Annotated in this window: 9 protein-coding genes and 2 tRNA genes; 4 read left to right on the forward strand and 7 right to left on the reverse strand. The window is 64.7% G+C overall.

Translation table 11 applies throughout. The annotated features are described in order from the left end of the window. Nucleotide 1 precedes the first annotated feature (1 nt). The 5 genes from V6M39_RS10720 to V6M39_RS10740 form a co-directional block, all read right to left on the reverse strand. Nucleotides 2-74: transfer RNA gene (locus V6M39_RS10720), tRNA-Lys, on the reverse strand. 58 nt (nucleotides 75-132) lie between these two features. Further along, the gene (locus tag V6M39_RS10725; protein ID WP_332643811.1) at nucleotides 133-1,644 is read right to left on the reverse strand and encodes a phytoene desaturase family protein; all 1,512 of its coding nucleotides are present in this window, start codon (nucleotides 1,642-1,644) and stop codon (nucleotides 133-135) included. After that, on the reverse strand, nucleotides 1,634-2,308 hold the full coding sequence (locus V6M39_RS10730; protein WP_332643812.1) for a DNA alkylation repair protein: 675 nt from the start codon (nucleotides 2,306-2,308) through the stop codon (nucleotides 1,634-1,636). The genes V6M39_RS10725 and V6M39_RS10730 overlap by 11 nt, the downstream gene beginning before the upstream one ends. 2 nt (nucleotides 2,309-2,310) lie before the next feature. Next, nucleotides 2,311-3,123 carry an ABC transporter permease gene (locus V6M39_RS10735; protein WP_332643813.1) on the reverse strand — a complete coding sequence of 271 codons (813 nt, stop codon included), beginning with the start codon at nucleotides 3,121-3,123 and terminating at the stop codon, nucleotides 2,311-2,313. Next, nucleotides 3,120-4,100 (reverse strand): ATP-binding cassette domain-containing protein, encoded by a 981-nt coding sequence (locus tag V6M39_RS10740; protein WP_332643814.1) that lies wholly within the window; start codon nucleotides 4,098-4,100, stop codon nucleotides 3,120-3,122. The genes V6M39_RS10735 and V6M39_RS10740 overlap by 4 nt, the downstream gene beginning before the upstream one ends. A 114-nt stretch (nucleotides 4,101-4,214) precedes the next feature. Between V6M39_RS10740 and V6M39_RS10745 the strand changes: the two genes are divergently transcribed. From V6M39_RS10745 to V6M39_RS10760, 4 genes are all read left to right on the forward strand, one after another. Continuing rightward, nucleotides 4,215-5,195: a pirin family protein gene (locus V6M39_RS10745; RefSeq protein ID WP_332643815.1), complete on the forward strand. Its 981-nt coding sequence runs from the start codon at nucleotides 4,215-4,217 to the stop codon at nucleotides 5,193-5,195. A gap of 20 nt (nucleotides 5,196-5,215) precedes the next feature. Further along, the gene (gene glpK, locus V6M39_RS10750; protein WP_332643816.1) at nucleotides 5,216-6,733 is read left to right on the forward strand and encodes a glycerol kinase GlpK; all 1,518 of its coding nucleotides are present in this window, start codon (nucleotides 5,216-5,218) and stop codon (nucleotides 6,731-6,733) included. A 187-nt stretch (nucleotides 6,734-6,920) separates the two neighbouring features. After that, nucleotides 6,921-8,666 carry a glycerol-3-phosphate dehydrogenase/oxidase gene (locus tag V6M39_RS10755; RefSeq protein ID WP_332643817.1) on the forward strand — a complete coding sequence of 582 codons (1,746 nt, stop codon included), beginning with the start codon at nucleotides 6,921-6,923 and terminating at the stop codon, nucleotides 8,664-8,666. Then, nucleotides 8,666-9,415 (forward strand): DUF4097 family beta strand repeat-containing protein, encoded by a 750-nt coding sequence (locus V6M39_RS10760; RefSeq protein ID WP_332643818.1) that lies wholly within the window; start codon nucleotides 8,666-8,668, stop codon nucleotides 9,413-9,415. Before V6M39_RS10755 ends, V6M39_RS10760 begins: the two co-directional genes overlap by 1 nt. Before the next feature lie 4 nt (nucleotides 9,416-9,419). Here V6M39_RS10760 and V6M39_RS10765 read toward each other — a convergent pair whose 3' ends face one another. Further along, nucleotides 9,420-10,964, reverse strand: a complete 1,545-nt coding sequence (locus tag V6M39_RS10765) for a peptidoglycan-binding protein (protein WP_332643819.1) — start codon at nucleotides 10,962-10,964, stop codon at nucleotides 9,420-9,422. A 120-nt stretch (nucleotides 10,965-11,084) separates the two neighbouring features. Next, nucleotides 11,085-11,157 (reverse strand) — tRNA-His (locus V6M39_RS10770). Nucleotides 11,158-11,206 lie beyond the last annotated feature (49 nt).

An 11,206-nucleotide genomic window follows, 5' to 3' on the forward strand; every position in this document is an offset into this window, starting at 1 on the left:
GTGCGGCATCAGGGACTCGAACCCCGAACCCGCTGATTAAGAGTCAGCTGCTCTGCCAATTGAGCTAATGCCGCGAAGCGGGTGCAACATTATCAGCCGATCAGGTGCCTTCCATAATCGGCTCGTCAACGTCTAGGACTCGAGGATTGCGTGCGCTGCGTTGTGGCCACCGATGCCGCTGACGGCACCGCCACGACGTGCTCCGCTTCCGCACAAAAGCACCCTCGGATGTGCTGTCGCGACGCCCCAACGCTCTGCGGGATTGCGCGGCTTCTCGCCTTCTTCGAGCCACGGCCACGCGAGATCGCCATGGAAGATGTGGCCGCCGGGCATTCCCAGCGCGTCTTCGATCTGCGCCGGGGTCTTGTGCTCGACGCCAAGGATCAGCGGCTCGATCGGCTCGGCTAGGTGCTCGTTGAGCGCCGCGAGGAATTGTTCGTACGCGCGAGTCGCCGCGGCCTCGTCAGGGAGCACCTCATAAGGCGTGTGCAGGCCGAAATACGTCAGTGTCTGCGCATCCGAGCCTGCCAGGTCGCCACCGAGGATCGAGCGGTCGGTGAGCGTGTGGCAGTAGAGCTCGCCGGCCGCAGCGGCGGGGAGCTGGCCAGCAGAGGCCGCCTCCCAGGCAGCCTCCAGCTCGGTCATTGACTCGCCCAGGTGGAAGGTGCCGGCGAAGGCGATCGCCGGATCGATGCCGGACTTGAGTTCAGGGAGTCGCGACACCAGCAGGTTGATCTTGAACTGTGAACCCGATGGCTTGGTCGGGAGCGGATCGCCGAGCAGTCGCGCCAGTATGTACGGGGCGACACCGCTGAGCAGCCACTCGGCATCGATGACGAATCCATCGCCGGTGACTGTTACACCGTCAGGGTCGGTCACGATGCCGTCGACCTCGCAGTTGGTACGGATCGTCACCCCGGCTTCGTTCGCTGCTCGCTCCAGCTCGGCGGTCACGGCACCCATACCTCCGACCGGCACGCGCCACTCGCCCGTGCCGTTGCCGATCAGGTGATAGAGGAAGCAACGGTTCTGGATCAGGGTGCTGTCATGCAGTGAGGCGAATGTGCCGATCAATGCATCCGTGGCGACGACTCCGCGAACGAGATCGTTGGAGAACCGGCGTTCGACGGCGGTTCCGAGTGGTTCCTCGATCAGGTCGGTCCAGATCGCCATCTCCACCTGGTCGCGCATGTCGCCGACGTGGGGGAGCGGTGACAGCAAGGTCGGTGAGACGGCAGCAGCCACCGTGGCGACCTCGTCGTAGAACGACTTCCAGTGCGCGTACTCATCGTCCGAGCCGGTCAGCGCCCGGAATGATTCGCGTGTTGCTTCTCCTTCGGCAGTCTCGATCAGGAGGCCGCCGCCTTCGTAGGGCGTGTAAGACGCCGTGTCGCGGGAACGAAGCTCAAGATTGAGGCCGAGGTCGGCGACGAGCTGCTCAGGCATCAGGCTCACGAGGTAGGAGTAGCGCGAGAGTCGCGCGTCCAAGCCGTCGAAGACCGGCGCGCTGATCGCCGCACCGCCGACATGCCCGAGCCGTTCGAGGATCACAACCGATTTGCCGGCACGTGCCAGGTAGGTCGCGGCGACGAGGGCGTTGTGGCCACCGCCGACGATCACGACATCGGTACGTTCATCCGACATGCTTCAGCGCCTCTCGTTTCGACAACCCGCTCAGCTGATCTTCGTGCTCGGCAACGAAGGTGCGCACCCAGTCTGCGTTGACCTTGGCGTACTCGCGCAGTGCCCATCCGATCGCCTTGCGGATGAAGAACTCAGTGTCGCTCATATTGGGCTCGATCACCTCAGTGAGCAGCTCGGTGTCGACGCGATCGCGGCGACCGAGTTGGCTGATGATCGACAGTCGCCGGAGCCACATGTCATCAGACGTGCTCCACCGGCGCACGTCGTGTGCTGTCTCGGTGGGATGTGCGTCGTGGAGATCGGCAATGTGGTGAGCGATCTCGTCGACGTGGTCCCACCATGCTCCGGTGACCGCCATGTGCTCGTGGAGCGGAATCAATGAGAGCTGGCCCTTGGCCAGCTTGAGCCTGGTCAGCTCGGCAGCGGCGTAGCGCTCCTCGCGATGAGTCGCGTTGTCCCACAGCTCAAGCACCGAGGCCTCGAGGCTGTCGAGGTCGGCAGGTGGCTGCGACTTGGCGAGCGCCCGCGTGATCCTGCGGACGTCGGGCACCCGAACGCCGAGGAAAGGCATGGCCGACTTCATGTAGGCCTGCATCCCCGGCGCCCGGGTCGGATCAGCCGCCTCGCGTAGTGCGCTGCGGATTGACGTGGCGAGCTGATCCACCGTCAGCGGCTGGTCGAGCGACGGTATTGCGCGTTGGCCAGCGGCACGAAGATCAGCAGCACCACGGCTGCCCAGATCAACGTGTAGGCCTCAGGGTGGATCAACGGCCACGCCGTCGGATCCGGCGCCAGCGGGTTGGGATCAGGGTTGCCGAACAGGTTGCGGGCAGCCTGGGTCACCGCCGACACCGGGTTCCACTCGGCGAACACCTTGAGCGGACCGGGCAGCGTGTCGAGCGGCACGAACGTGTTGGCGATGAATGTCAGCGGGAAGATGATGATGAATGACGCGTTGTTCACCACCTCGGGACTCGGCACCAGGAGTCCGACCCACGCCATGACCCATGAGATCGCGTAGGCGAAGACCAGCAACAGGATGAAGCCCCACGCCGCCTCGAAGAACGATGTACGGATGCGCCAACCGACGATCAGGCCCGTCACGCTCATCACGAACAACACGATGATGTTGTTGACGACATCGGACAGCGTGCGACCCGCCAGCACTGCAGACGGTGACATTGGCAACGACCTGAAGCGGTCGATGATGCCCTTCTGAACGTCCTCCGCCAGCCCCGCACCGGTGATGGTCGCGCCGAAGATGACGGTCTGGGCGAAGATGCCCGCGATCAGGAACTCCCGGTAACCGCTACCGCCGCCTTCTTGGTCGATCGCTCCACCAAACACATACGCGAAAAGCAGCACGAACATGATCGGTGACAGCGTCGTGAAGACCAGCAGGTCAGGGACGCGCTTGATCTTGATCAGATTGCGCTTGGCGACTACCGCTGCGTCGCCGAGTACGTCGAGGGCGCTCATGCCGTGACCTCCTGGTCGGTCGTTTCGTCGACTTCGACAGCGCGCCCGGTGAGAGTCAGGAACACGTCGTCGAGGGTGGGACGGCGAAGACCGGCGTCGTCGACGCTGATGCCTTCGTCCTCGAGCATCTGCAATGCCTGGCGTAGGACGGCGACGCCGCCCGTCACTGGCATGAGCAGGCTCCTCTGGCCTTCCGACAGGACCGGATCTGAGACGCCCAGCGGCGTCAGCAACTTGGCAACGCGGTCGAGATCGGCGCCGTCGCTGACGGTGACCTCGACGCGTTCGCCACCAACCTGCGCCTTGAGCTGGTCGGCGGTGCCCTGTGCGATGACCTTGCCGTGGTCGATCACGACGATGTCGTCGGCCAACAGGTCGGCCTCCTCGAGGTATTGGGTCGTCAGCAGCAACGTCGTGCCGCCAGACACGAGTCCCTGCAGGACCGCCCACATCTCGGTTCGGCTGCGTGGATCGAGGCCCGTCGTCGGCTCGTCGAGGAACAGCACCGGGGGCGCGGCGACCAGAGCACCGGCAAGGTCGAGGCGTCGACGCATTCCGCCGGAGTAGGTCTTTGCGGGGCGATCGGCCGCATCTTCCAGGTTGAACTGGGCGAGCAGCTCGCGAGCCCGATCGCGGCTCGCGTTGCGCCCGAGGTGGTAGAGCCGGCCGATCATGTCGAGGTTCTCGAATCCGGTGAGGTATTCGTCCACCGCGGCGTACTGGCCCGAGAGTCCGAGGTTGCGGCGCACCTCCCTCGGATTGTTGAGCACGTCGATGCCGGCGACTTCCGCCGTGCCGGCGTCTGGTTGGAGCAGGGTCGTGAGGATGCGCACGATGGTCGTCTTGCCGGCGCCGTTGGGGCCGAGGAGGCCCAGCACGGATCCGGTGGGCACGGTGATGTCGACGCCGTCGAGCGCGGTCACATCTCCGTACTTCTTGACTAGACCTCGAGCCTGGATCGCAGGTGATTGAGTCATGTTCGGCAGCGTAGTGACGGTGTGCGACAGAACACATCCGTCGAAGGTCGTACAAGTAGTTGAACATTGAACTATCGAGGAGTATGCTGAAGCTACCGACACCGAGGAGTGAGCATGCCCGCCGTAACCGTTGCTGATTGGACCGTTCTGCCGCGGGTGATCACCGCTCCGACCCAGGTCGAGGACCGTGCGCCGATCAGCGTCACGACGGCGCCGCGTGGATTTGAGGGCGAAGGTTTCCCGGTTCACCGTGCGTTCGCAGGTGTTGACCCGACTCTGCTCGACCCGTTCATCCACATGGACCAGATGGGCGAGGTTGAGTACGCACCGGGCGAGCCCAAGGGCACACCATGGCACCCGCACCGTGGCTTCGAGACCGTCACCTACATGATCGACGGCGTCATGGACCACCAGGACACCCACGGCGGTGGCGGATCGATCACCGACGGCGACACCCAGTGGATGACCGCCGGCAGCGGACTCCTGCACATCGAGACCCCGCCCGAGTGGCTCGTCGTCAAGGGCGGCCTGTTCCACGGCCTGCAGCTGTGGGTCAACCTGCCCAAGGCCGACAAGTGGCTGCCTCCGCACTACCAGGACATCAGCCGCGACGACGTCGGCCTCGCCTCGACCCCCGACGCCGGCGCGCTCCTTCGCGTCATCGCCGGCGAGGTCGATTCCGTCAAGGGACCCGGCAGCACGCATACGCCGATGACGATGGTTCACGCGACGGTCTTGCCCGGCGCCGAGATGACCGTGCCGTGGCGCGCTGACTTCAATGCGCTCGTCTACGTCCTCGGCGGCAGCGGGTACGTCGGCCGCGAGCGTCGCCCCATCTCCTCGGGTCAGCTCGCCGTGCTCGGTCATGGCGAGACGATCACGGTCGGAGCCGACCAGCAGCAGGACTCGATCTACCCGGCGCTCGAGGTCGTGCTGCTCGGCGGTCTGCCGATCCGCGAGCCAGTCGCCTGGGCCGGTCCGTTCGTCATGAACACCAAGGCCGAGGTACTGCAGGCGTTCGAGGACTTCCAGAAGGGCAAGCTCGGCACGATCCCGACGGTCCCGCACGCCGACATTCACGGCGAGATCCTCTGAACCCTCGCTAGGCTCGCCGCATGGCGGAGAAGAAGTATGTCGGCGCGATCGACCAGGGCACGACCAGCACACGCTTCATGATCTTTGACCACGACGGTCATGAGGTCGCCAAGCATCAGCTTGAGCACGAGCAGATCCTGCCGCAGGCCGGTTGGGTCGAGCACGATGCCAGCGAGATCTGGGAGTGCACGCAGGAAGTCATCACCGCGGCGATGGGCAAGGCGGGCATCACCGCCGCCGATCTTGCCGCCGTCGGCGTCACCAACCAGCGCGAGACGACCGTCGTATGGGACAAACGCACAGGTCAGCCCTACTACAACGCGATCGTCTGGCAGGACACTCGCACGGACAAGATCGCCTCAGCCCTGGACGCCAGCGGCAAGGGTGATCTGATCCGCGACAAGGCGGGCCTCCCACCCGCGCCGTACTTCTCTGGCGGCAAGATCCAGTGGATTCTCGAAAACGTCGATGGCGTGCGCACTGACGCCGAAGCGGGTCACGCACTGTTCAGCAACACCGACGGCTGGCTGCTGTGGTGGCTGACCGGTGGGCCGGATGGCGGCCTGCACATCACCGACGTGACCAATGCCAGCCGCACGATGCTGATGAACCTCGAGACCCTCGACTGGGACGACGAGCTGCTCGCACTGTTCGACGTACCGCGCGCGATGCTTCCGGCGATCAAGTCGTCGTCGGAGGTCTACGGGCACACGCTCGCTGACGGCCCGTTCGGCGGCGAGGTGCCGTTGGCAGGCGACCTCGGCGACCAGCATGCAGCGCTGGTCGGACAGGTGTGTTTCAAGCCCGGCGAGCTCAAGAATACGTATGGCACGGGCAACTTCCTCGTGCTCAACACCGGCACCGAGATCGTGAAGTCGAAGAACGGACTCATCACGACGGTTGGCTACAAGTTCGGCGATGCTCCGGCTGTCTACGCGCTCGAGGGCTCGATCGCGGTGACAGGGTCGGCGATCCAGTGGCTGCGCGATCAGCTCGGCATCATCAAGGCCGCTGCGGAGACCGAGTCGCTCGCCGGAAGTGTCGAGGACAACGGCGGCGTCTACTTCGTACCCGCCTTCTCCGGCTTGTTCGCGCCTTACTGGCGTTCCGACGCGCGTGGCGTGATCGTCGGTCTCTCGCGCTTCAACACCGTTGCGCACATTGCGCGAGCGGCGCTCGAGGCCATTTGCTACCAGAGCCGGGATGTTGTGGATGCGATGGTTGCGGATGCTGACCTCGATCTGCAGACCCTGCGCGTCGACGGGGGAGTGACCATGAATGAGCTCTGCATGCAGATCCAGGCTGACATCCTCGGCGTCGCGGTGAGCCGTCCTGTGGTCGCGGAGACCACGGCGTTGGGCGCTGCCTACGCGGCTGGCCTCGCGGTCGGCTTCTGGGCCAACACGGACGAGCTTGTCGCCAACTGGAACGAGTCCAAGCGCTGGGAGCCCACGTCCACGCAGGAGCAGCGCGATGCCGGCCACGCTCAGTGGAAGAAGGCCGTCGACCGCACCCTGGATTGGGTTGAGATCGACTGAGCGAGCTCTGCTGGGGGTCCCCCCACGCACGCCAGAGTGAGGTCATTTTCTCGCGGGACGCGTAGGGGGCGCGAACGTCGAGCCAGGTTGAGCGAATCACGCGCGGAGCGCGTCAGGAAGGTCGAAACCTCGTGAGGCGATGTGACTGGGCGACGCGGCTAATTTGTTGACCTGATTGACTATCGCCATGCGTTCCGTAGCCCTGTCACCAGCCAATCGCCAAGCAGCGCTCGACGCGATGGCTGCACAGCCGCTCGACGTTCTCGTCGTTGGTGCTGGCGTGGTCGGCGGAGGTGCAGCGCTCGACGCTGCAACTCGTGGACTATCGGTTGGTCTCGTTGATGCCCGTGACTTCGCGTCCGGTACGTCGAGCCGCTCCAGCAAGCTCGTTCACGGCGGCCTGCGCTACCTCGAGATGCTCGACTTCCGGCTCGTCGCTGAGGCGCTCGGCGAGCGCAGCCTTCTGCTCGACAAGCTCGCACCGCACCTCGTGCACCCGGTGCCGTTCCTTTACCCGCTCACCCGTCGCATCTGGGAGCGCGCTTACGCCGGGTCTGGCGTGCTGCTCTACGACTCGATGGCGCTGCTCTCGGGCCGCTCCCGCGGTGTGCCGCACCACCGCCACCTGACGCGCCGTGGGGCGCTGCGAATGATGCCGGGGCTCAAGAAGGAAGCGCTGATCGGCGCCCTCCACTACTACGACGCACAGGTCGACGACGCTCGGCACACCATGTTCCTGTCGCGCACCGCCGCAGCGTACGGAGCGCACATCGCCAGCCGTACCCGCGTCATCGGGCTGCTGCGCGAAGGCGATCGTGTCACTGGCGCCAAGGTCAAGGACCTGGAGTCGGGCAAGGAGTTCGACATCCTCGCCAAGCAGGTCGTCAACGCGACCGGCGTTTGGACCGACGAGACGCAGTCGTTCGCAGGGGAGCGTGGCCAGTTCCACGTACGCGCCAGCAAGGGCATTCACATCGTCGTGCCCCGCGACCGCATCCGCGGCGACTCCGGACTGATCCTGCGCACCGACAAGTCGGTGCTGTTCGTCATCCCGTGGGGCCGACTCTGGATCATCGGTACGACCGACACCGACTGGGAGCTGTCCAAGGACCACCCGGCAGCAAGCCGCAGCGATATCGACTACCTCCTCAAGCACGTCAACAAGGTGCTCGTGAGCTCGCTGACGCACGAGGACATCGTGGGCGTCTACGCCGGACTGCGGCCACTGCTCGCCGGCGAGGACGAGGCGACGAGCAAGCTCTCTCGTGAGCACGCCGTCGGCACCAGTGTGAAGGGTCTCGTCGTGATCGCGGGCGGCAAGTACACGACCTACCGGATCATGGCCAAGGACGCGATCGACGCTGCCGTGCATGGCATGGCGAGCCACCTGGACCGCATGACTCCTCCGTGCATCACCGAGGACGTACCGCTGCTTGGTGCCGATGGCTTCGAAGCCGTATGGAACCAGCGCCAGATGCTGGCCGCCTCCAGCGGACTCGGGATCGGCCGTATCGAGCACTTGTTGCACCGGTACGGATCGCTCATCACCGAGCTGCTGGACCTGATCGCCGAGAAGCCTGACCTCGGCAAGCCGCTCACCGGTGCCGACGACTACCTCCGCGCCGAAATCGTGTACGCCGCGAGCCACGAAGGTGCTCGTCACCTCGATGACGCGATCGCCCGTCGTACGCGCATCTCGATCGAGACCTTCGACCGCGGCACCGAAGTTGCCGACGAGGTCGCTGACTTGATGAGTGGCGTACTCGGCTGGACCAAGGCGCAGCGCGACAACGAGGTCGACCACTACCTCAAGCGCGTCGAGGCTGAGCTCCAGAGCCAGACCATGCCGGACGACGAGACTGCCGACGCGGCCCGTATGGGCGCTGGCGATGTCGTGCCGATCTCGACCACTCGCGCCAAGGCAGCAGGCTGATGCCCGACGAGATGATCGCGGACTACGACGTCCGTTCGCCGGCATCGCGCACTCTGCTCACCGTCATCGGAACGCTCGTCGCTGTGGGCCTGTTTGCAGCCGCGGTCCTTGGCATCTCTGTGCTGATGAAGGACACCAAGACGTCCACGAGCATCATCGAGATGGGTGACTCGGTGCAGATCGTCGTCAATGCGACGACGGCCGACATCCGGGTTGTCGAGGGTGCTGACGATGTCGTCAAGGTGACGTCAAGGGTGACCAGTGGACTCCGCAAGACGGACTTCCTGATTGGTCGCAAGGGCGACGAGATCAAGGTCATCTCCGGCTGTACGACGTGGCTGTCACCGGGCTGCGGCGTGTCCCTGACGTTGTCAGTGCCCAAGAACATCCCGATTGTCATCAACACGACGTCAGGCGATGTCACGGCTGATGCGCTGGTCCAAGGTGTTCTGACTGTTGCCACGACGAGCGGTGACATCAAGGTGGGTGGGCTCACGGTCGACGAGTTCTCGGCAGAGACCAGCTCAGGCGACGTCAATGCGTCTTTCGCCAAGCAGCCGTTCGCGTTCAAGGCCCTCACGAAGTCGGGTGACATCGTGGCGTCGGTGCCGTCCGGCGATCGAACATACGCCGTCATGGTCGAGTCGAAATCAGGTGAAGTCGAGTCAGCGATCGACTCCGACGACGATGGCCAAGGTTTCGTACGCGCGACGTCCGACAGCGGCGACATCGATCTGCGTGCGGGCTGAGTCCTCAGGCAGGCAGCGTGACCGAGAACAGAATCGGCACGTGGTCTGACGGTCGAACCGGCGGGAACGTGCCTGTCGCGTCGTAGCCGAGTGCCACGTCGTACGCGTTCACGACCATGCCTTTGGAGCAGTAGCCATGGTCGATGATCCAGTCAGCGCTCTTGCGCGCCGTGTCTCTACTGATGTGGGTGTGGGTCGAGAACCGGGTGGTGTCGGACTTGTTCTTGGCGACCTTGCGCACGTTGACCAGGCCGCCGTTGATGAACGCCCTCAGGTCATCTGACCTGTTCATGTCGCCACCGACCAGGATCGGGCAGTTGCCGTGAAGTGCTGAGACCCGCTCGAGCTCGGTCATGGCGATCGCTGCCTGTGCCGAGCGGCCGGCGCCCCACTGCTTGCCGTTGACGAGATGGGTGTTGCCGAAGACGAACTTGGTGCCGCTGGCTATGTCTTCGAACACCGCGAGCGTCAGGTGGCGTCCGGGTACGGCCTTGCCGCCGGCCTTCGCCGCGAGGATCTTGTCTGGCAGCTTCTCGACGAGTCGCGTCGTCGCCTTCTCGAAGAACAGGTAGTTCTCGTTGAACGCGGTCGTCGGGACCACCATCGCGTACGCGGATCCGAGCGCGGCGTCGATTTTCTTGGAGAACGCCGATCCGGTGTTGGTCATTGAGTTCTTCCCGGGCCCGATGAGCTCGTTCATGCCGAACACGGAGGGTGCGCCGGTCTTGACGAGCGCAGCACCCGCAATGGCTCGTTCGGCGTCCTTCTTGAGCTTGTCGGGGCCGGGGATGTTGTACCAAAGCGGCCGCAACGACATCGCCCCCTTGGAGGCAGCCTTTGCGGCCTTGGCAGCGACAGCGGCGACTGCGGGCTCTGCGGGTTTGGGCTCGGCGGCCAGACGTTCGAGAGTCTGGGTGCCGGGGAAACCGTCAGCATTCTTGCCCGACCAGCCTTGCGCCTTCTGGAAGTCTGAGACGTTGGCCTGGTCGGCCTTGCCGAAGATCGGACCGGGTCCCGTTTGATAGTGCTTGCCGAATCCGTGTGCGACCAGTCGTTTGCCGAGCCAGGTGATGTGTGCGCCCGTGGCGCCCATGAAGTACGCAGCCGGATCCATTCGGTCGCCTGACTCCGCACCAATTGCAGGCCATGGATCGACGTGATCGGACCAGAGGGACGATCTGTTGACCTGGAAGTGCACGTGGGCACCTGTGGAGTTGCCGGCGCCCCACTGCCCCGGGATCCCGCCGGACAGCCCGAGCTGCTTGCCGATCTTCACGACCTGTCCGGTCCTGACGTCGACGCGCGACAGATGCGCGACTTGTACGTACCGGATCTTGCCGTGCACGGAACCCTTGATGATGACGTGCGCGCCGTACGCCGGTCCCCAGCCGCCGCCAACGCCCGCGTACCAGACTGTTCCGCTGATGGCCGCCGTGACCTTCGAGCCCTTCTTGCAGCCGAAGTCGACGCCCTTGTGCTGCTTGCCGGTCCTGTAGAGACGCTTGTACGCGAACGACACCGGTGTCGCCGCGGGGACGGGCTTGGCCACGATGCGTCCTCCATTCGCTGGACGGGGATCGCCAGGAGGGATGATTCAGAGTAGGCGTCGATACGTCGTCTGAAAAGGCAGATGGCCCAAGATCGCAGGGATCTTGGACCATCTGAAACGGGTGGACGACGGGACTTGAACCCGCGGCCACCGGCACCACAAGCCGGTGCTCTACCAACTGAGCTACGCCCACCACGCGTGCCGAGCATGCGCCCGACACGGCGTCAGGAAGTCTAACGCAG

Origin of the sequence: Aeromicrobium sp., from assembly GCF_036675695.1 — a bacterium.
In the GTDB taxonomy this organism is placed as follows: domain Bacteria; phylum Actinomycetota; class Actinomycetes; order Propionibacteriales; family Nocardioidaceae; genus Aeromicrobium.

Excerpts from the sequence above, each read along its gene's own strand:
- V6M39_RS10725 (WP_332643811.1), bottom strand. The coding sequence starts at position 1,644 with ATGTCGGATGAACGTACCGATGTCGTGATCGTCGGCGGTGGCCACAAC.
- V6M39_RS10735 (WP_332643813.1), bottom strand. The coding sequence starts at position 3,123 with ATGAGCGCCCTCGACGTACTCGGCGACGCAGCGGTAGTCGCCAAGCGC.
- V6M39_RS10740 (WP_332643814.1), bottom strand. The coding sequence starts at position 4,100 with ATGACTCAATCACCTGCGATCCAGGCTCGAGGTCTAGTCAAGAAGTAC.
- V6M39_RS10745 (WP_332643815.1), top strand. The coding sequence starts at position 4,215 with ATGCCCGCCGTAACCGTTGCTGATTGGACCGTTCTGCCGCGGGTGATC.
- glpK (WP_332643816.1), top strand. The coding sequence starts at position 5,216 with ATGGCGGAGAAGAAGTATGTCGGCGCGATCGACCAGGGCACGACCAGC.
- V6M39_RS10755 (WP_332643817.1), top strand. The coding sequence starts at position 6,921 with ATGCGTTCCGTAGCCCTGTCACCAGCCAATCGCCAAGCAGCGCTCGAC.
- V6M39_RS10760 (WP_332643818.1), top strand. The coding sequence starts at position 8,666 with ATGCCCGACGAGATGATCGCGGACTACGACGTCCGTTCGCCGGCATCG.